The sequence below is a fragment of the Acinetobacter sp. X9 genome, assembly GCF_054889255.1.
This window is the reverse complement of sequence record NZ_CM142679.1, coordinates 3119975-3139852: the sequence shown is the minus strand read 5'-3', so window position 1 is coordinate 3139852 and position 19878 is coordinate 3119975. Positions and strand designations below refer to the sequence as shown.

The following is a 19878-nucleotide window of genomic DNA, read 5'->3' as shown; positions in this document are numbered from 1 at the left end:
ATTAATTAGGTATTTAATAAAATTAATGACTCTTTATAAAATAATTTCAGAACATGGCCAAATCTGGTTTTGAATCAAATCTTTCACGCAAGCCTTAATGGCTGACTTTGCAGCAAGTGCGGCAGGTGATAATTCTTCTTCGGCAAGGCTTACCAAGTAATTGATTCGTTCAACTTCAGGGTCTACTAACTTGAGTAATTGAAGCTTATGTTTGTACTCTTGTAGACAAGCGCTGCCTGGGCGGACACTGGCAAGGTCGAGATGAATTAGACTATCCATGAGTAAGTGTAGGCCATCAATTTCATAGACGACGTTAAGCTGACCAATCTTGTGCTCAAGCAACTTTCTTAAACTATGGCGCTGACGTGGTAGTACTAAAGGAAGATCTCCAATTTGTTGAGACTGAATAACGCCACTTTTGATGCAGTCGGCAAGACCGTATTTTTCAAGCACTTCCTTGCGTGCCATTAAATACATTTGCTCGCGTACCAAAGGCTGTATTGACCACTGTTTATCAATTTCATTGGTAAAAATAATCGCGATATCGAGCTGACGCGAGTTAATAGATTGAATCAGATTACCTGATAGCGTTTCCACAATCTCTAAACGAATGTCTGGGTAACGTTCAGACATTAGTTTCATTAAAGGGATACCAATCAAAGCAGTAATCGTCGGTGGAAAGCCAAGGCTGACATGTCCAGACAGTCGTGCAGAATGAGCAGCATCTACCGCGAAGTTCACTTGACGTAAAATAAGTTGAGAATGTTTTAAAAAGGCGAGACCTGCTGGAGTAGGGGTTACACCAAAGGCATTACGCTGTAATAGGCGAATGCTTAGCTCTTGTTCTAATTTACTAATTTGCTGGCTAATAGCAGAAGCACCCACATCGAGTTTTTGGGCAGCTTTACCAATACTACCTGCTTCAACCACAGTTAAAAAATATTTTATTTGTTTGATTTCCATAATAAATGTGTTCGCTCATCATCCTTGATTTAATTTGTACAGATATGAAGGATTGGGAAATCTATCATGCGCTTTAATATTAACAGCAATCCATAAAAAAGATCTTTAATTTGATATTCTAAAAATAATAAAACTATCTTTTTCAACTTTAATATTAAAATTTCTCCTCTAACTTTTAATTATTATTACGATAAATTGACCCTTAAATTTTCAGTCTCTCCCATGCTCTTTTCTTAGAATTTCAACCTATTTAATTTTACTAATGCCCCCTTTAATTTATTGGTATCACGATGTTTTCTTGATCTGTGCTTTAATCTTTTCAAATGAGAAAAGGAGAGCATTAAATGCATGATGCATTAAAAAATATGATGGATTTACAAATGATGAAGAAGAGTAACTGATTCAATAACTATTGGAAAAATATATGAGTATTTCGCTCATTTGATCAGAAGGGAAGATTGGGTAAACAGGGTTATTGATTTGAACATTAAACGTTACCCATAGCATGGATATGCAAAAGACAACACAATGGATTATTTTTTACTATCTTATTGTTATTCATCAGTATTATTTAACCGTAGCATTTCAGGATATTTTTGCAAAGGTTTTAATTCTCATTATAGATCTGGTGATTGTCCTAACTTTCCCTCTCCTTAGCTATTTCTTTCAGTCGATTGATTCGTAATTTTTATAGTAACGCTGCATTACAGAAGTTCGCTGTGAAAAGCGCATTTCAAACATAAGACCAAAACTAAAAACCGATAAGCATGATCGTGCCAAGGAGGTCGATTATGGAGATTGGTAAAAATCAAAATATGAATAGAGCAAACGTTATAAGGATGTATGTAACATGAAAAATTTAACTTTACTCGCATTAACATGCGTCAGTGTGACAATGGCTGGGTGTGGTTCAGGAAATGCTTCTAAAGAGGCGGGTCAGCCAAAACGTCCGGAATGTATAGCCCCAGCTAAGCCGGGTGGCGGGTTTGATATGACCTGTAAATTGATTCAATCTGGCTTTAAACAAACAGACCAGCTCAAAGATCCAATACGCGTAACCTATATGCCGGGTGGGGTAGGTGCCGTAGCCTATAACAAAATCGTAAACAGTGATCCTGCGAATAATAATGCCGTGGTTGCATTTTCCACTGGTTCACTCTTGAACTTAGCACAAGGAAAATTCGGACACTTCACTGAAAAAGATGTGAAATGGTTGTCTGGGGTCGCCGTCGATTATGGTCTGGTTTCGGTACATAAAGACTCGCCATTGAAAAACCTTGATGACTTGATGAAAGCACTCCGAGAAAACCCAAAAGCACTGAGCTTTGGTGGTGCCGGAAGTGTGGGTGGTCAAGACTGGATGCAAACAGCAATGTTGGCAAAAAAAGCAGGTATTAGTCCTGCCGATTTAAGATTTGTTGCACTTGAAGGCGGTGGGGAAGTGCTGACTTCATTATTGGGGCAGCATATTCAAGTTGGGGTGGGCAATATTAGTGAAGTAAGTTCATACCTAGAGTCTGGCGATATTCGGGTATTGGCAGTTTTTGCTAACAAGCGTTTAGATGGGAAGTTCTCAAAATTACCTACTGCAAAAGAGCAAGGCTATGACATTGAGTGGCCAGTGATTCGTGGTTTCTATATGGGTCCAAAGGTCAGTGATGAAGCTTATGGTTGGTGGAAAAATGCCTTCGATAAAATGATGGCTAACCAGAAATTTGACACAGTCCGTGAAAATCAGGATCTACTCCCATTTCAGCTGACAGGTGAAGAACTCAAAGCTTATGTTTATAAACAGACCGCGGAAATGCGGCAGTTATCGCAAGAATATAAATTATCACAATAACAAATCGACTGGGTTGAGAAGCTATTTTTCAGCTCAGTTTTTTTCTGAGGATAGATGATGAAATCTGAACGGATTCTTACCGCCATTATTACGGTTTGTGGGTTATTTTTGTTGATTTATGCGAGCAATTTTGAAGCCCCAATTTCCTACGATCCAGTGGGCCCTAAAGCTTTTCCTATTTTATTAATGGGCTTAATTACAGCGAGTGCAGCGTATCTCACTATTCGACCGGCCATTATGTTTGAACCCGTTGAGTTGGGATGGACAAAACATCTAGTCGTTAAGTTAGCGTTATGTGCGGTGGCTTTAACGCTATACGCATTAGTTTTTGAATGGCTCGGCTTTATTGTTGCAACCCTGTTGATGACCATTGCAGTGGGCAAACTTTTCCATGGCAAAACCATACCGGTTTTGGTGACAGGTTTGGTACTTAGCATGAGTACCTACTATATGTTTGACCGTTTCTTGGATGTGCCATTACCACTTGGATTTTTTGGTTAAGGATGACCCGATATGGATGTATTAAGTTTTTTAATGATGGGGTTTGAGGTTGCTTTACAACCACAGAATCTTTTAATTGCTTTGATTGGCGCATTTATTGGAACGATTGTTGGCTTATTACCGGGTTTAGGTCCAATTAATGGTGTGGCAATTTTATTGCCGTTTGCTTACGCTTTAGGTTTACCTGTAGATAGTGCCTTGATTTTATTGGCAGCAGTTTATTTGGGCTGTGAATATGGCGGACGTATTTCAGCGATTCTGTTAAACGTACCCGGAGATGCTGGAGCCATTATGACCACGTTAGATGGTTATCCATTGGCACAGCAAGGAAAGGCAGGAATCGCATTGTCTTTGTCATCGGTCAGTTCCTTTGTTGGAAGTACTGTTGCTTTTATTGGGATTGTATTGTTTGCACCTATATTGGCGAAATGGGCAATTGCGTTTGGTCCCGCTGAATATTTTGCTCTGATGGTCTTTGCAATTGTTTGTTTAACTGGTCTGGTCAGTACGCAGCCTTTTAAAACCTTAATTATGGCACTCATGGGCTTAGCACTTTCAACTGTGGGAATGGATGCAATTACAGGTGTATATCGCTTTACCTTTAACAGTGTGGGTTTAAGTGACGGAATTGCTTTTACTACTTTGGTTATTGGCCTATTTAGTGTAAGCGAAATCCTATTAATGCTCGAACGTACGACAATTGGTCAAGTTGCCTTAAAACAAGGAAAACGTTCTCTTTTTAATCTTAAAGAGTTCATTTTCTCGTTAGTTGCTATTATCCGCAGTTCAGTGATTGGTTTCTTCTTGGGTATTCTCCCAGGAGCAGGTGCAACCGTTGCAAGTGCAATGGCCTATACCACTGAGCGAAAAATGGCAAAGGATAGTAGCAAGTTTGGTAAAGGTGACTTACGTGGGCTTGCTGCACCAGAAAGTGCGAATAACGCAGCGGCTTGTGGTTCATTTGTACCCATGTTGACACTAGGTGTGCCGGGTTCGGGGACGACTGCGGTCATGATGGGCGCGTTGCTTATGTACAACATCGCACCAGGTCCGCAGTTATTTGTTCAGCAACCTGTATTGGTGTGGTCGCTGATTGCATCGCTTATGGTGGGTAATATCATTCTGTTGGTATTGAACTTGCCATTGGTAGGCTTCTTTGCCCGCATGCTGAGTATTCCTAATTACATTCTGATCCCGATCATCGCAAGTGTGAGTTTTGTTGGTGTATATGCTATTCATAGCAATATCTTTGACTTGCTGTTATGTATGGGCTTAGGTGTATGTGGATATATTCTCAGAAAATTTGATTTTCCCTTAGCTCCACTGATTCTTGGTTTTGTACTTGGCGAATTAATGGAATCTAATCTGCGCCGTGCACTTTCAATTTCTCAAGGGGAACTTAATGTCTTATGGAGCAGTAACATTAGTATAGGACTTTGGATCATGTCAGGATTATTATTGATCTTGCCAATCGTTCGTAAATACTTGTTTATCAAAAAGCAACAAGCTTAATAGGACAGCAATAATAGTCAGCATTGGTTGGCTATTATTGCTCTGAATTATGGAAAAAATAAGCTCAAATCTCAAAGGATTAGCAATTGCTCTGGTCGGAGCTTTAATTGCCAAATATTTGCATATTCCCTTGCCTTGGTTGCTTGGACCTTTATTGACGGCCTTATTGTTCGGTAGTGTTGGTCATCCACTTGCCTGTGATCCCCAGTGGCGACGCATAGGACAGGTCATTATTGGTATGGCTTTAGGCCTATACTTTTCACCAGCTTTAGTACAGGCAGTGGCAGCATATTGGGGCTTTATCCTCATAGGTTTGGCATGGTCACTTGTATTGGGTACGTTGCTGGCTGGATTGCAATATCGAGTTAATGCCTTGGATTGGGCAACTGCATGGTTTTCTTCTGCGATTGGCAGTGCCAGTGAAATGGTGAATATTGCAGAACGATATCAAGCTCAAGTCGATAAAGTCGTTGCTGCCCATAGTTTGAGAATTGTGATTTTGGTTGTGCTGGTTCCAATTTTTATGGAGCTTTATTTTCATGTCGAATGGACTGGTTTAAAGATACCAGTGTCGGATCAATTTAGCTTTTTTCAGGTCATCTTACTGTTTTGTCTGGCCCTGTTTGTGGGTCAGGTTTTTCAATTTTTTAATCTTTTGAATGCTTGGATTTTGGGGCCACTCGCCATTATTGGGTTATTGTCATTTTGTGGAATACTTCAGATGAAATTGCCTGAATGGTTTACTGCCTTTGGTCAAGTTTGTATTGGCTGGTCACTAGGTAGCAAATTTCCATTTAGCTTTTTAAGGAAAAATAAAAAATTTATTGGAATCACACTGATCTTCAATCTACTGGCTTTAGCGTTATCGATCAGCGTTGCTTTATTACTGGTTAATTTAAGTCATACAGAAAAACAAATCTTGATTTTAGGGCTTTCACCGGGAGGCATCGCAGAAATGTCACTGATGGCTAAAGCTCTCGGACTCGCAGTACCCATCGTCGTTTCCTTTCAACTCTCAAGATTAATTTTCGTCATTCTCACTACACGCTTTTTTTATCAATACAGTCTGCAATTGTTTTTTAAATCTAAAAAGTAAGACCTCCTATGCGGCTGAAGAGGATGTTTAGGTGGGGAATATCTACGGTTAGTGCTTACATGGTTAAGTCATGTAATGTCTTAATCTATTGACCAAAATAAGCTAAAGCGATGCTTAGTATTTATTATCGCTTTAGCAATCAAGTCCCTCTACTGAAACTTAGTAAAAAGCAAAATCACGCCTAAGACACATAAAATAGAGCCAATCACCTTATTAATCTGTACTTGTTTGGCTAACATTTTCTGTCTCAGTAGCATGGATGAAAACAGCACCGCCACCAGTGAAAACCATACAAAATGGGCCAAAGACATAAAAAAGCCATAAGCCAAAAGTATGGTTTTAGGCGTGGTTAAACTCACAATTTGCGTATAGGTACTAATCACAAATAGCGTGGTTTTTGGGTTGAGGGCGTTGGTAAAAAAGCCGTATTTTATGGCTTGCAAAGTACCTATAGTGTTTAAAGCCGCAGTGTCTAAAACTGGTTTTTGAGTAAAAGTTTTATAGCCAATGTAGATCAGGTAAAGCGCACCAATGTACTTAACAATATTCAAAATTTGTGGCGTATAAGTCATCACAAAGGCAACGGCAACTAACGTATAGGTCACATGCACCAACACGCCAAGCGATATTCCCAGTGAAGTGAACACACCTATTTTTCTGCCGTACAGATAACTATTTTTGGTGACAATCGCAAAGTCAGCTCCGGGACTTACCACTGCCAAAATCGTAATGAGAATAACCGCAATGAACTCTGCCATTATCTTGCACCCTCACTGAAAATGAGGGGGTTGATCAGTACTTTTTGGAATGTATTTGAGAGGAGAACTGTTTTATTGAGAGCTGCTATTCTTTTCGTTAGAAAGATTAGGGCTTTACATTTGTGAAGATAGATATAGATATTCAATATATTTTTCATCATCTAAAATAGGGTTTAATCAAGATGATTTTTATTTTGAACAGAAATCTAAAAATAAAAATCGATAAAAACGACTACACATTTATGAGTTTTTGGAATGTTTGAAAGAATATCACTGAATTCACTAAAATTTTTCTATTTTGTGGCGAAGTATGGCAGTGTGACTTTAGCTGCAAAGAAATTATTTGTGACGCAAAGTGCGGTCAGTAAACAGATTTATAATTTAGAAGAAGCTTTAAATACGACTTTATTCGAACGAAAAAACAAAACACTTGTGATGACCGAGCAGGGTGAAACTTTATTGAGTTGTTGCCATCAGGTGTTTGGTCAACTCGATGAATGTTTGATTCAACTCAGCCAGCCTAAAATTCACAACAAACAATTGGTTTTGTCATGTGAACCGACGCTTTCCATGAAATGGCTCATTCCACGGTTATCAAAATTTAAAAAGCTCGGTCATGATTTTGAGGTTGTGTTACTCACTGCAGGCGGTGTGGTCGACTTTGAAAAAGATAATATTGATATCGCAATTCGCCGAAATGATTTTGATTGGGGAGAGCATATCTATAGCGAAAAAATTGCCGATGAATATATCGCTCTAGTTCAAGCAACCAAGCCATCAGAAACAACCGACCTACTGATCTCGACCTCTAGACCCAATTTTTTCAAAAGCATGAGTCGCATTGTTGAATTAAAGCAGAGTTTAAAAGGCTACGCTAAAGTTGAACTCGAACATTTTTATCTATGTTTAGAAGGCTGTTTGGCGGGACTTGGCGCAACGGTCATCTCAATTTATATGATTGAAAAAGAGCTTGAGTGGAACTTACTGAAAAAAATTTCACCTGTTGTGCAAGATAATTCAGCCTATTTTTTACTTTCTCATAGCGCTTTTGAGGAAGATTCACGTAAAACCATATTTTTAGAATGGCTAAAAGCAGAGATGAATGAAAGTCAGCACACATTACTTTAGGTTGATTCTTTTTAATTTAAATTTTTACCATTAAGTATTTGAAAATAATAATTAATATTTGAAATGATTAAGGTGCTGTGTGAGCGTTGCATATTGAATTTCTGCTGTCTAAAATTCCCGAAGATGAAAAAAATTTAACTTCATACTTATTTATTAAACCCTAAACATGAATTTCACTCAGTTTGTAATGAGACTAAATCATTTTTATTCATGTTCTGATTGCGGTATAAATCTATTCATGCTCTGAAGCGCTCCAGTAATTCACTTTGATAAGACCATAAGGCACAAAACTGACAAGTCTGGAAAGTTTAAAAAGAGCAAAAAGTTTTTATTTAGGTTTTATCTCAGAAATTAGGGTACTGATCACAATGAGTAAAGAATTTACATTTACGATTAAGAGTATTTGTTTCGATGAGAACTATCGTCCAGCAGACAATACACGTATTACAACCAACTTTGCTAACTTAGCAAGAGGGATGAGCCGCGAAGAGAATTTGCGCAATACATTGCAGATGATTGACAATCGTTTCAATGCCTTAGCTCATTGGGACAACCCTAAAGGCGACCGCTATGGCGTTGAACTCGAAATCATTTCAGTTGAAATGAACATTGATGCCGAAAACCGTACCAGCGGGCTTCCTTTAATCGAAATATTGAAAACCAATATTGTTGATAAGAAAACCAATGAACGCATCGAAGGTATTGTAGGCAACAACTTCTCGTCTTATGTACGTGACTATGACTTTAGTGTGCTGTTGTTAGACCACAACAAAAATAAGTCGACTTTTAGCACGCCAGAAAAGTTTGGTGAATTGCACGGTAACTTGTTTAAGAGCTTTATTAACTCTGAAACTTACAAAGCCAACTTTAAAAAGGCACCTGTGATTTGCTTAAGCGTTTCGACGACTAAAGAGTACCACCGTACTGAAAATGAACATCCTGTTTTAGGTGTTGAATACAAGCAAGAAGACTATTCATTAACTGATGAATATTTCCAAAAAATGGGCTTAAAAGTTCGCTACTTCATGCCGCCAAATAGTGTTGCGCCGTTAGCGTTCTATTTTACAGGCGATTTGTTGAGTGATTACACCAACCTTGAGTTGATTAGTACCATTAGTACGATGGAAACATTCCAAAAGATTTACCGTCCTGAAATTTACAACGCAAATTCAGTGGCTGGAAAATCTTATCAACCAAGCTTGAAACACGAAGATTATTCACTTACTCGAATTGTGTATGACCGTGAAGAACGTAGCCGTTTGGCTATTGAGCAGGGGAAGTTTGTTGAAGAGCAATTTATCAAACCATACCAAGCGATTCTTGAGCAGTGGTCTGCTAATTACGCTCCTAATTAATCAATATACGGGTCATTGATCATGAAAAAATTATTACCAACTTCAACTGCTGGCAGCTTACCTAAACCGTCTTGGCTTGCAGAACCTGAAAAGCTTTGGTCGCCTTGGAAACTTGAAAACGAAGGTTTAGCCGAAGGTAAAAAAGACGCGTTACGTTTGGCGTTGCACGAACAACAACTTGCTGGCATCGACATTGTGAGCGATGGCGAACAAACCCGCCAACACTTTGTGACCACGTTTATTGAACACTTAAATGGCGTAGATTTTGAGAAGCGCGAAACAGTTCGTATTCGTGACCGTTACGATGCAAGCGTACCATCTGTTGTAGGGGCGGTGTCTCGTCAAAAGCCTGTGTTTGTTGAAGATGCGAAGTTTTTACGTCAGCAAACCAATCAACCAATTAAGTGGGCATTACCTGGCCCAATGACTATGATTGATACACTTTACGATGGTCACTACAAGAGTCGTGAAAAACTTGCTTGGGAATTTGCCAAAATCTTGAACCAAGAAGCGCGTGAGCTAGAAGCTGCTGGTGTAGACATTATTCAGTTTGACGAACCTGCATTTAACGTATTCTTTGACGAAGTAAATGACTGGGGCATCGCGACTTTAGAGCGTGCAATTGAAGGTCTAAAATGTGAAACTGCGGTGCACATTTGCTACGGTTACGGTATTAAAGCCAACACTGATTGGAAAAAGACACTTGGTTCAGAATGGCGTCAATACGAAGAAGCTTTCCCGAAACTTCAAACGTCTAACATTGATATCATCTCGTTAGAATGTCACAACTCACATGTGCCTATCGATTTACTCGAACTCATTCGCGGTAAAAAAGTAATGGTCGGCGCAATTGATGTCGCATCTAACCAGATTGAAACACCAGAAGAAGTGGCTAACACACTTCGTAAAGCACTTCAGTTTGTAGATGCTGACAAGCTTTACCCTTGCACAAACTGCGGCATGGCACCTCTTTCTCGTGAAGTGGCACGTGGCAAGTTAAATGCTTTAAGTGCAGGTGCAGAAATCGTTCGCCGAGAACTGACTGGTTATGATCTTACTGCTTAATATTTACCAATAAGTGGTATAAAGGGTTACTTTTTTGATGACAGTTGATAATCAAACAAGTGACCCTCATTTTACTTACTACATGTCGCTCTAATCAGAACGCATGTCGATAGTACCTTCCTGATGGAGTTGGGCGGTATAGCAAACACACAGGATAAGGTACGGTTCAATTTAGGAATAATGTCATGGTTCAAGCAACAGACTTTAGAAATGCAATGTCTTTACTCACAAGTGCAGTTAGTGTTGTGACTACGGCAGGCATGTCTGGCCGTTTTGGATTTACTGCCTCTGCTGTTTGTAGTGTGACAGACACACCACCGACATTATTGGTCTGTATGAACCAATCTGCGAGTTCGCATGCACATTTCCTAGATAACAAAATCTTAACTGTGAATGTGTTAGGCGCGCATCACGAACATATTTCAAAGGCATTTTCATCTAAGCTCACACCAGAAGAGCGCTTTAAACATGGCGCATGGATTGAGTTAGAAACGGGTTCACCTGTGTTGGATGATGCTTTGGTAAGTTTCGATTGTGAGATTGAGCAAATTCAACAAGTCGGCACACACACAATTTTTATATGTCCGATTGTGGCAATTAAACAAAGCCAACATGACCAGAGTTTGGTTTATTTTAACCGTGCTTATCACCAAGTGGGACAGACCGAGATTGTCTAAACTCACGCGTTTAGTTGTTTCTGCAATAGCGAAATGAGGGCCTAGAAACAAGCCTATTTACAAGTTGTTTCACCGGGTTCAGGCTCTCGAATTTCTAGCTTATTGTTATGTTCTACTACACAAATACGTGTATCGAAAGTTTTGTATGTATCCAAAGTAATGTCATAAACCACATTCTTTTCAAATTCTTTTAAAGGAATTTTTACACAATCCTTTTCTTCTATTGGTAACGGACCGCTTGGGTAAAACTTCTCATAAGAACTTTTATATGCGTTTTTGTTGTCAACTTTCCCCATATAAATCAAAAAACTATTATCAGTAGGATAAGAGGTTTTTGGAGGTTTATTGGTAAAGGCACATACATAATCTTGATGTAGTGTAACCTCTAATGGAAGAGGGCCTTGGCTACAACCATTCAATAAACACCCAGTGGTTAATATTAAAATGGACTTTGAAGATAGTCTTATCATTTATGTTCTCGTAAAGTTCTAAAAAATATTCAAATTCAAAAAGTAAAATTTATGAGGTTTAGCTTACCGTATCTGACTCTTTTTAAAAAATTAATAAATACAATTAAATATAATATCTAAAATAATAATTAAGTTAATCTAATGAAAAACAATAAGAAATTTAAATACTTGTCATAAAAGCTACATTGACACCACTAAACTCTCAGATTATGCTTTGCGTGCTGGCCACATTGCCAGTCGGTTTTAGCAGACCGTTCTTTGAGGACATTGAAAAAACACGTTTTTTTGATGTAGACCCACTCGTCTCCCTTTTTGTAGAGGTAGGACGGAAGGGGGACACCTTCGGGTGTGCTGGGTTCTCGAAGCCAGTCTGCTAACCCTCTTTCGTTCTGCCACCATAATTCCAAATGAATGCTTTGGCAGAACTCCCAAAATCAGGAGTTGGCTATGCACATCCATCATTTTTTGGCCCTCAGTGCCAAAAGCTATAACGACACAGCTTAAAAATTTACAGCAGCTTGAACGCCATAAGGTTTTCAGGCTTTAGTCATTTTTACTTAAAACTTAGCAAAACAAAACTTGAGATGTGCCAAGCACCGTCTTACGGCTTTGCTGTGCCTTTTTTTCTCCCAGAAAGGGCACAGGCTTTTTATCTCATTTAGAAACAACAAGAATTTATAACGGTAAAACTATGCCAACTTTAGAAAGATCTTCCAAAAAATTACAGGTTATTCAAACCGCCATCCAACTCTTTACCACGCATGGATTTCATAGTGCAGGCGTAGACCTGATTATCAAAAAATCTAAAATTCAAAAAGCCACGTTTTATAACTACTTTCACTCAAAAGAACGCCTTGTTGAAATGTGCCTAATCTTTCAAAAAAGCCGACTCAAAGAAGAAGTTCTGGCAATTGTCTACTCACACCGCTACCCAAGCGCAGCCGATAAACTTAAAGAAATTGTACGTTTACATGTCGATGTGAATAGCCTTTACCATCTTTTGTTTAAAGCGATTTTTGAATTAAAACTGCTTTATCCACGGGCTTACCGCATGGCAGTTGAATATCGAAAATGGCTACTGAAAGAAATTTTTGATTTGGTCTTTAGTCTAGAAACTAACAAACCCAAACCTGATGCCAACATGGTTTTAAACTTAATTGATGGCTTGATGCTACAGGTTTTAAGCTCTAATCGTTTGGATGAAAGGGATGTGGTGTTGGAGCGGTTTTGGGGGAGATAGAAGTTCTATTTTTAGGTGAAAGTCAATTTTAAATTGGGAAGAACTATATGGATTTAATTAACTTAAAAAGCATGAGGTAAGATTTTATAACATCATTTATAGAATATAGTCTTATTTGTGATAAATTAAAAAATTGGTTATATAAACAACATTTTACAAAATATTATAAGAGAAATATATGTTTGATTTTTCTTCTATAAAATCTATTGATGCAAGTGGACCAAGAGGTGCATTTGAAGAGCTAGTGTGTCAGATAGCGCAATTTGAAAAATTCTGTGACTCAAATACATTTAGAAGAGTTGAAGGTGCTGGTGGGGATGGTGGGATTGAGGCATATTGGTTACTAGAGAACGGAGAAAAAATTGGATATCAAGCGAAATACTTTCTTAAGAGTGGTGAGATTAGTTGGCCTCAAATCGATGGATCGGTAGAAGAAGCTTTTAGCAATCATCCTGAGTTAACTAAATATGTTATTGCTGTTGCATGTGATTTGACTGATGTAACAAGTAAAAGAGGAAAAACGGGATGGGAACATTGGGATACTTGGAGAAAACAATGGACTGATAAATATAAAAAGCTTTCTGGAGAATCAGTTGAATTCGAGATATGGACCGCAAGTGAACTATCTAGTCGATTAAAGCAGCCAGAATATACAGGGTTAGTTAAATATTTTTTTGGAAAAACCTCTTTAACTCCTGAATGGTTTAAAAATAAATTAAATGAATCTCTAGCTACTCTAGATGAACGTTACACACCAGAACACCATGTTAAGGTTGAAATTGAGATGGTATTTCAAGCCCTTTCAAGGTCTGAAATGATTTTTGATCAAGTTTATGCTTTTAAAGAAAAAATAGAAAATTGGGAGTTTTTAACCCAAGTTTTATATAAGGTAAATAATTTTACATTTGATGAGAAATTAATAACTGAAATTTATAAGCACAAGAATGAGTTTCTAAAAATTTTCGATGAAATAAATGTATTGGAATATAACCACTGGGATATAAATAAGTGGTCTAATTTAACCTCCAATTTTTTATACCTAGTAGAGCAATTAGAAAATATATTTGGATATAACTATAAGCATGAAAACTCTTATAATTTAAGACAAATTTATCAAAATCTTAGTGTTCTAGATGGAATTTTAAATGACTTTAATACTTTAATTAATAATAAATACTTTAAATGTGTCAACAGTAATGTCGCATTAATCTATGGATCAGCAGGGACGGGAAAAAGTCATCTTTTAGGAAAAAGGACATTAAGTGCACTTCAAGAAAATCATCCAGCTATTCTTTTTTTAGGCCAAGATTTTAACAATGAAGCTTTAGGTATACAGATTTCAAAAATATTAGAATTACCTAATTTTACTTTAGATGATTTTTTATCAGCAATGGATGTAGCTGGAAAAGTTAATCGCAAAAAATCACTCATTATAATTGACGCAATTAATGAAGGTGTTGGGTGTAATTTTTGGTTAAATAATTTATCTATATTTTTTAATAAGTTAAAAAAATATAATAATGTATGTTGTGTTGTTTCATGTAGAAAAGAGTATTTTCACTTAGCAGTATCTGAAAATTTAAGAAAAAGTTATCCTACTTTTGAAATAAGAGGATTTTCTACTTATGAAGAACAAGTCAGGGCAGCTAAAATATATTTAGATAAGTTTAATATTGCTAGACCAAGTACTCCTTGGTTAGCTCCTGAATTTGTTAATCCATTATTTTTAAGATCACTTTGTAATTCATTAAAGCAAAATAACCAAACAGAAATTCCTACTGGATTACAGGGCTCTTCTAAATTACTTAGATATTATTTAGAGAGTATTGCTAAATACATAGAAAATAAGGAGTCAATAACTAGTAGTTTATGGCAATTGTTCGGTCGAACTCTTAAAAACTTAGCAGGCCAAATGTTTTTAATGCGCCGTGATTATTTATCGATTGATGAATGTCATCACTTAATCAATCAAAATTTTCATCAAATCATTTTAAGAACTGAAAGTTCATGGTTAGATGTATTTTTAAATAATGGCCTCTTAAGAAATGATCCTAATCCCAATAAATTAGATGAATTTGATAACGATCATGTAGTTAGATTTACTTTTCAACGCTTTCAAGATCATTTCATGGCTGAGAAATTTATAGAAAGCCAAATAAATCCTAATAAGATGTTTGAGCATCCCGACAATCAATTCCTTTTTGAAAATGGAGTAATAAATTGGAGTTGGAGAGGACTATTTTCTGCTTTAGCATTTATCTTACCTGAAAAGCATCAAATAGAATTAGTTGATGTTCTTCCTTCTAGTGTGAATAGTGATTGGTGGGATGAATGGGATATCCAAGAATCTTTCGTTGAAAGTATTCAATGGCGTTCAAGAGATGCTTTTTTTGATAGATCACGTGAACTATTCAATAAACTCACTTATCAAGATTCAACAGATGTTTTAATCAAAATATCTACATCTGTTCATCCGTGGAATGCTGAGTTTTTGAACTCAAAGTTACTACCATTGAACATGCCTGAAAGGGATTCTTTTTGGACGGTATGGGTTAATCAACAATCTAGTGAAAGTGACTCTACAATTGGGATCCTATTAGAGTGGTGTCTAAAGGGGCAACAAAGCGGTATCAAAACTGATAATCAGTATTTTGCAGGTATAGTTCTATGTTGGTTGTTTACTTCAAGTAATAGACCAATTCGTGACAATGCAACAAAATCTTTAACACAACTACTTCGCGTAAATTCTGAGTTATTTACAAAGCTTTTAGAAAATTTTATCAAGGTTGATGATCTTTATATTCTCGAAAGACTTTTAGCCGCAGCATATGGTGCTTGTTGTATTGATAAAGATAAAGATGTAATTAACTTATACTCAAGAAAAGTTTTTGATTTAATTTTTCTCAATAATACTCCACCTTTTGGGACACTTCTTCGAGATTATGCTTTAGGTATCATTGAGTTGGGGAATTATCTGGCCTGTCTTGATGATGATATAGATTTGAAAATTGCGAGACCTCCTTACCAATCGCCAAAACCCAAATTTAATATTACTAAAAGTAAGATTGAAAGATTAGCAAGCCATGCAGGTGATAATGCTATCCTGTGGTCGGCTGGCCATAGTATGGGGGATTTTGCAAATTATGAAATTTGGCCAAGAATTCGTGATTTTATTAAAGTTCCCTTAACTAAAAAAGTCCCTTTAACTAATCGTCAGAAAATATCAAGTTTTAGTAATACTATTGAAAGCTTAGGGGGGGAAGTCTCAAAAGAGTTTAAAGAATTACAACGCATACTTAATCCCTATACCTATGGAATTTTAAGCTATAAGGATTTTTTAGAAAAGTCTTCCTCTCCCTCTGTGGAAGAGTTAGAAAAATGGGAAATAGATCAGAAACGCCAAAAAGATAAGTTTTTAAAGTTATTAGATGGTCAGTTAAAAAGTGAAGCATTAGAAATAATTCCTTTGTTATCTAGTAAGGAGAGAGACCCTTTAGAGGAAAGAGGATTTGATAAAAATCTAGTTTGTAGTTGGGTGGCTTATAGAGCTTATAGATATGGTTGGACTGCTAAAATTTTTCCTCGAGATAGAAGTATGGGGGAGCAGTCAAGACAACGTGCTTTGACAGAAAGAATAGGGAAAAAATATCAATGGTTGGCACTAGAAGAATTACTTTCCCGATTAGCTGATAATTTTTGGATAAATGAAGATTATTCGGAGAGTAGACCAACGGTATATGTCAATCCATTGTCTTTAGGATTTCAAAGAGATATTGATCCGACAATATTATTTAACTTTCAAAAAGTAGATAGTAGAAAAATTGAAAATATTTCTGAATTTTCACCTCATATAGCTTTAGAAGATATTGAGGAAGAAGACTTGCTAGAATTTCCTTTTAACAAAGATCTAGCCTTAGGTATTAATAAATTGCCCATTAGACAGTCAGAAGATGGTGAAAATTGGTTAGCACTTTATGAGTATCAAGCAGTAAAAGAAAAATATCCGGAAGGAATTGGTCAACATGGCTTGCGACGTGAAGAGTTTAGATTTCTTGTGACTGTTTTGGTGGATAAATCTCAAGCTAGTTCAGTAGCTAATTTTATTATCAACAAAGGTATTAATGGTATTGATACTTATCTTCCAGATGTAACAGACCAAGGCTATTTTTTAGAAAACCCTTGGCGAAATACATGGGACCAAAACAGATTTGAAACTTCTTCACGGAATGTACCAGAAAATGCCAGTTATACTCGATTTTTAAACAACTTTATTTGGGAATCTCATTTAGATTCATCTTTACCAGATGGTATGAATTTAAATTTACCTACGCCTTGGATTTGTCATGAACTAAATCTTAATTTTAATAGAAGTTCATTAACATGGAATGATCCTGAAGGAAATATAATTATAAGGAATATTAATATTGGGACGAATATTTGTACTTTATTAAATTATAAAGTTGCCGAAAAACTCTTTACTACTGATAAAACTTTTATATCTATCTATCTCTCTGAACGCGGAGCTTGGTTAAACGGAAGTAATAATAATGTTTCATGGGTAAGAGTTGAGGGTGTATGTTGGAAAAATGGAAAAAGAATTTTCGAGAAAACTAAAGTTGAAAATCATAGAAAACCAAACAAATAAAAATTAAATTATTTAATTCAGGAAAATAAAAATCCGACATTCAGTCGGTTTTTTATTTTTACAGGGATTAGATGTATTTTGTAAAATAGTAAATTAAATACGTTAGCCTAATACACTATTTTTACTTAATAGACAGTTAACCTAATTTCAAAAAAATCATTGAGTAAGCTAATCCCTCAGCTATATCCTTTACTAGCTGTAAAAAACTAGACATATTCTTCTCAACTTCTATAAAGAACCTTCATACTCCACATACCCATCTTCAATTGCTGGAATAATTTCGACAAATTCAAAGTAGGGTACTGTACAAAATTCAGAGTCTCGAATCGCATCAATCACAAAATAATAATCTTGCAGAGATGTCGTCTCAAACACAGCAATATCACTCGCTTTAGTACTAAACGCTTCAACGTCATACCAGCGAACTTTTACAGTCGGGTACTTCTCAAAAATAGGTTCAAGCTTTTGTGTACTAAACTCAGCCCGCTTTTCACGTGGTAAAGCCAACCAAGCAGGCAAAGCTCTTAAATGAATAAAAAAAGTATAGGTTCTAGACATAACCACTCCATGACTGGGCCGAGTTGTAGTTCAAGTGAAAAGACAGCATTTACTTGTCATATCAACGTGACTCAGTCAGTATATGAGTGATTACTCACATTAAATACTCGCATTTCGGCTCATGTCAGAAACCTTCCCAGACCCACGAAAACGCCCGCGTCAAGCACGTTCAGTGGCTACTTTTGAAGCTATTTTAGAGGCGGCTGCTCGCATTTTAGAGTCTTTAGGCTTTGCTGGATTTAACACAAATGCCGTAGCTGAACTTGCTGGCGTAAGCATTGGTAGCCTATATCAATACTTTCCATCTAAAGATGCCTTAATCGTTGAGTTAATTCGACGTGAGCGCGCCAAGCTTTCAAATTGTATTGTTGAAGTTATACAGCAAAATGATGCCGCAGACTTAAAAGAAAAATTAAAACTCGTTATACAGGCTGCTGTACAACATCAATTGAACCGTCCGCAGTTGGCACGAACTCTAGAGTTTGCTTCCGAACTCATTGGAAAAGATATTGAGGAAAGTGAGCTTCAACAAGAGCTTGAGACCATAATTTCTGACCTGTTTATACGCTCTGGCATTTCACATGCACAGATAGCCGCACAAGATGTAATTGCCTTAAGTAAAGGAATGATTAACGCGGCAGGCATAGCAGGGGAAAGTGATTTAAACCATTTACAACAGCGAGTTGAAAAGGCTGTGTTTGGTTATTTGGGTTTGTATTAAAGATTGTCATTTTATAAATGTATAGATATGAAAAAGGGCTGCTATGAGCAATCTTTCTTACAACACGTGTTGTACTAAATCATCACGTGACACATAAGTTGACATTTATGCTTATTACAAACTAAAGAGTTAGATAGCTAAGCGACAATCAGTTTCATGAAAATACGACAAATAAGCTGATATTTTTTAGGAAAATGACATATAAGATGACATTTTGATAAGTGACATATTTTGAAGCTCAATATAGTATTAGACATTGATTCTTATGATGAATTGGATAGGATGCTTCTAAAAGTTTTTTAATTTGCATAATAAGAATAATAGGAGAAAAAATGAAAAGAGGTTATTTTAATAATAAGATTAAGGATAGCATTTTTTTTAAAGAGAATTCAAAGAAGTGGGCTTTATCAATAGAGTATTCGACACCTATTTGGTATGACTTGATAATGGATGAGTGTGAAGATTATAAAGAGTTTTATAAAAAAATATTAAACGACCAAGTTGAAGCCTCAAAAGATTGTAATGAAAAAGAGTTTATTTACTTTTTCACATCTAGACCTAAAGTTAGATTTGATCTCTCACGGAAAATTAAAATTGGAAAGAATGTTGGTGAAATATTCTTAAATTTGATTATCAATTTTTCAGAAAAAAGAAAAGTTAAGGTTAATATTGATCACGATTATTGGCGAGCCTTCAAGAAAATAGTTATTAATGAAAGCTTTATAACTTTTAAGTTTGATGAAGAAGTTGAAATAACATGGCCAATTCATATTTTTTTATATGAATATAATGTCGAATTAGGTCTTGAAAGTGAAGTGCATTATATAGGGAAAACAAAAGACCCCGTAAGTCGTACAATAACTAGAGAGCATCGTGGTTATTCAGATATGCTTTATTATTTGTTGAATTTAAAAGAAAAGAGAGATATTTTTCTGAATGTTTTAATTTTTAAAGTATCAGTTTATTCTCCTCCACGTAATAGTATAGGAATAGTTTCAACAAACTCCGTACTTGATCATATTTCAAAGGAGTTGGAAATATTTGTTATTGAATATTGCCTAATTTATTATTTTAAACCATTAATTCAAAAAGGTGATATGGATACTTCTTGGAGTAAGTTTGTTAATTATTTTAGGATTTTCCAGAAAGAAGGAATAAACGCTTTATACTTTAAATTAGAGATGGAAGAAAGTACAGAATATAATAATTGGGGTACACCTAATTTAGCTGCCAAGAAAAGCCATTACTTTTCTTGGCAATTAAATGAAAGTGGACTTCAGATGGAAAGATTTTATGAAAGTAAAGATTTAAATGAGGAGGTTTTTAAAGATTTTTTTGTTTAGATA

15 protein-coding genes and 1 pseudogene are annotated in these 19878 nt (G+C 36.2%); 12 read left to right on the top strand and 4 right to left on the bottom strand.

Features of this window, described 5'->3' with window-relative positions:
- Window positions 1–33: 33 nt before the first annotated feature.
- Window positions 34–963 (bottom strand): LysR family transcriptional regulator, encoded by a 930-nt coding sequence (locus ACYU0V_RS14930; protein WP_017481268.1) that lies wholly within the window; start codon window positions 961–963, stop codon window positions 34–36.
- A gap of 791 nt (window positions 964–1754) precedes the next feature.
- On the opposite strand from ACYU0V_RS14930, the pseudogene ACYU0V_RS14925 reads away from it, so the two are divergent.
- The 4 genes and pseudogenes from ACYU0V_RS14925 (at window position 1755) to ACYU0V_RS14910 (ending at window position 5915) form a co-directional block, all read left to right on the top strand.
- A pseudogene (locus ACYU0V_RS14925) lies at window positions 1755–2806 on the top strand (Bug family tripartite tricarboxylate transporter substrate binding protein).
- Window positions 2807–2860: 54 nt separating this feature from the next.
- The gene (locus tag ACYU0V_RS14920; protein ID WP_005803309.1) at window positions 2861–3307 is read left to right on the top strand and encodes a tripartite tricarboxylate transporter TctB family protein; all 447 of its coding nucleotides are present in this window, start codon (window positions 2861–2863) and stop codon (window positions 3305–3307) included.
- 12 nt (window positions 3308–3319) lie between these two features.
- Complete coding sequence (locus ACYU0V_RS14915) at window positions 3320–4819, top strand: tripartite tricarboxylate transporter permease (protein WP_130121930.1); 1500 nt, start codon at window positions 3320–3322, stop codon at window positions 4817–4819.
- Window positions 4820–4868: 49 nt separating this feature from the next.
- Window positions 4869–5915, top strand: a complete 1047-nt coding sequence (locus ACYU0V_RS14910; protein WP_213688821.1) for an AbrB family transcriptional regulator — start codon at window positions 4869–4871, stop codon at window positions 5913–5915.
- 149 nt (window positions 5916–6064) lie between these two features.
- Here ACYU0V_RS14910 and ACYU0V_RS14905 read toward each other — a convergent pair whose 3' ends face one another.
- Window positions 6065–6673 (bottom strand): LysE family translocator, encoded by a 609-nt coding sequence (locus tag ACYU0V_RS14905; RefSeq protein WP_039767082.1) that lies wholly within the window; start codon window positions 6671–6673, stop codon window positions 6065–6067.
- A 255-nt stretch (window positions 6674–6928) separates the two neighbouring features.
- On the opposite strand from ACYU0V_RS14905, the gene ACYU0V_RS14900 reads away from it, so the two are divergent.
- The 4 genes from ACYU0V_RS14900 (at window position 6929) to ACYU0V_RS14885 (ending at window position 10898) form a co-directional block, all read left to right on the top strand.
- On the top strand, window positions 6929–7801 hold the full coding sequence (locus tag ACYU0V_RS14900) for a LysR family transcriptional regulator (RefSeq protein ID WP_461848069.1): 873 nt from the start codon (window positions 6929–6931) through the stop codon (window positions 7799–7801).
- Window positions 7802–8169: 368 nt separating this feature from the next.
- On the top strand, window positions 8170–9156 hold the full coding sequence (locus ACYU0V_RS14895; RefSeq protein ID WP_000031350.1) for a DUF1852 domain-containing protein: 987 nt from the start codon (window positions 8170–8172) through the stop codon (window positions 9154–9156).
- Window positions 9157–9177: 21 nt separating this feature from the next.
- A complete protein-coding gene (locus ACYU0V_RS14890; RefSeq protein ID WP_017400049.1) occupies window positions 9178–10221 on the top strand; it encodes a methionine synthase in 1044 nt (347 codons plus the stop codon).
- Between the two features lie 185 nt (window positions 10222–10406).
- The gene (locus ACYU0V_RS14885) at window positions 10407–10898 is read left to right on the top strand and encodes a flavin reductase (protein WP_000249487.1); all 492 of its coding nucleotides are present in this window, start codon (window positions 10407–10409) and stop codon (window positions 10896–10898) included.
- Window positions 10899–10951: 53 nt separating this feature from the next.
- Here the strand turns inward: ACYU0V_RS14885 and ACYU0V_RS14880 are convergent, their stop codons facing one another.
- Window positions 10952–11368 carry an NF045616 family extracytoplasmic (lipo)protein gene (locus ACYU0V_RS14880; protein ID WP_151302789.1) on the bottom strand — a complete coding sequence of 139 codons (417 nt, stop codon included), beginning with the start codon at window positions 11366–11368 and terminating at the stop codon, window positions 10952–10954.
- A gap of 691 nt (window positions 11369–12059) precedes the next feature.
- Between ACYU0V_RS14880 and ACYU0V_RS14875 the strand changes: the two genes are divergently transcribed.
- The gene (locus tag ACYU0V_RS14875) at window positions 12060–12608 is read left to right on the top strand and encodes a TetR/AcrR family transcriptional regulator (protein WP_461848066.1); all 549 of its coding nucleotides are present in this window, start codon (window positions 12060–12062) and stop codon (window positions 12606–12608) included.
- A gap of 178 nt (window positions 12609–12786) precedes the next feature.
- Window positions 12787–17253, top strand: a complete 4467-nt coding sequence (locus tag ACYU0V_RS14870; RefSeq protein WP_461848064.1) for an NACHT domain-containing protein — start codon at window positions 12787–12789, stop codon at window positions 17251–17253.
- Between the two features lie 228 nt (window positions 17254–17481).
- Here ACYU0V_RS14870 and ACYU0V_RS14865 read toward each other — a convergent pair whose 3' ends face one another.
- The gene (locus ACYU0V_RS14865) at window positions 17482–17811 is read right to left on the bottom strand and encodes a darcynin family protein (protein ID WP_000091893.1); all 330 of its coding nucleotides are present in this window, start codon (window positions 17809–17811) and stop codon (window positions 17482–17484) included.
- 121 nt (window positions 17812–17932) lie between these two features.
- Here ACYU0V_RS14865 and ACYU0V_RS14860 point away from each other — a divergent pair, with 121 nt between their 5' ends.
- Together ACYU0V_RS14860 and ACYU0V_RS14855 are read left to right on the top strand one after the other, a co-directional pair.
- Window positions 17933–18532 (top strand): TetR/AcrR family transcriptional regulator, encoded by a 600-nt coding sequence (locus ACYU0V_RS14860; RefSeq protein ID WP_461848063.1) that lies wholly within the window; start codon window positions 17933–17935, stop codon window positions 18530–18532.
- Between the two features lie 332 nt (window positions 18533–18864).
- Complete coding sequence (locus ACYU0V_RS14855; RefSeq protein ID WP_461848061.1) at window positions 18865–19875, top strand: hypothetical protein; 1011 nt, start codon at window positions 18865–18867, stop codon at window positions 19873–19875.
- Window positions 19876–19878 lie beyond the last annotated feature (3 nt).

Coding starts and splice junctions, on each gene's coding strand:
- ACYU0V_RS14930 (WP_017481268.1), bottom strand. CDS start 963: ATGGAAATCAAACAAATAAAATATTTTTTAACTGTGGTTGAAGCAGGT.
- ACYU0V_RS14920 (WP_005803309.1), top strand. CDS start 2,861: ATGATGAAATCTGAACGGATTCTTACCGCCATTATTACGGTTTGTGGG.
- ACYU0V_RS14915 (WP_130121930.1), top strand. CDS start 3,320: ATGGATGTATTAAGTTTTTTAATGATGGGGTTTGAGGTTGCTTTACAA.
- ACYU0V_RS14910 (WP_213688821.1), top strand. CDS start 4,869: ATGGAAAAAATAAGCTCAAATCTCAAAGGATTAGCAATTGCTCTGGTC.
- ACYU0V_RS14905 (WP_039767082.1), bottom strand. CDS start 6,673: ATGGCAGAGTTCATTGCGGTTATTCTCATTACGATTTTGGCAGTGGTA.
- ACYU0V_RS14900 (WP_461848069.1), top strand. CDS start 6,929: ATGTTTGAAAGAATATCACTGAATTCACTAAAATTTTTCTATTTTGTG.
- ACYU0V_RS14895 (WP_000031350.1), top strand. CDS start 8,170: ATGAGTAAAGAATTTACATTTACGATTAAGAGTATTTGTTTCGATGAG.
- ACYU0V_RS14890 (WP_017400049.1), top strand. CDS start 9,178: ATGAAAAAATTATTACCAACTTCAACTGCTGGCAGCTTACCTAAACCG.
- ACYU0V_RS14885 (WP_000249487.1), top strand. CDS start 10,407: ATGGTTCAAGCAACAGACTTTAGAAATGCAATGTCTTTACTCACAAGT.
- ACYU0V_RS14880 (WP_151302789.1), bottom strand. CDS start 11,368: ATGATAAGACTATCTTCAAAGTCCATTTTAATATTAACCACTGGGTGT.
- ACYU0V_RS14875 (WP_461848066.1), top strand. CDS start 12,060: ATGCCAACTTTAGAAAGATCTTCCAAAAAATTACAGGTTATTCAAACC.
- ACYU0V_RS14870 (WP_461848064.1), top strand. CDS start 12,787: ATGTTTGATTTTTCTTCTATAAAATCTATTGATGCAAGTGGACCAAGA.
- ACYU0V_RS14865 (WP_000091893.1), bottom strand. CDS start 17,811: ATGTCTAGAACCTATACTTTTTTTATTCATTTAAGAGCTTTGCCTGCT.
- ACYU0V_RS14860 (WP_461848063.1), top strand. CDS start 17,933: ATGTCAGAAACCTTCCCAGACCCACGAAAACGCCCGCGTCAAGCACGT.
- ACYU0V_RS14855 (WP_461848061.1), top strand. CDS start 18,865: ATGAAAAGAGGTTATTTTAATAATAAGATTAAGGATAGCATTTTTTTT.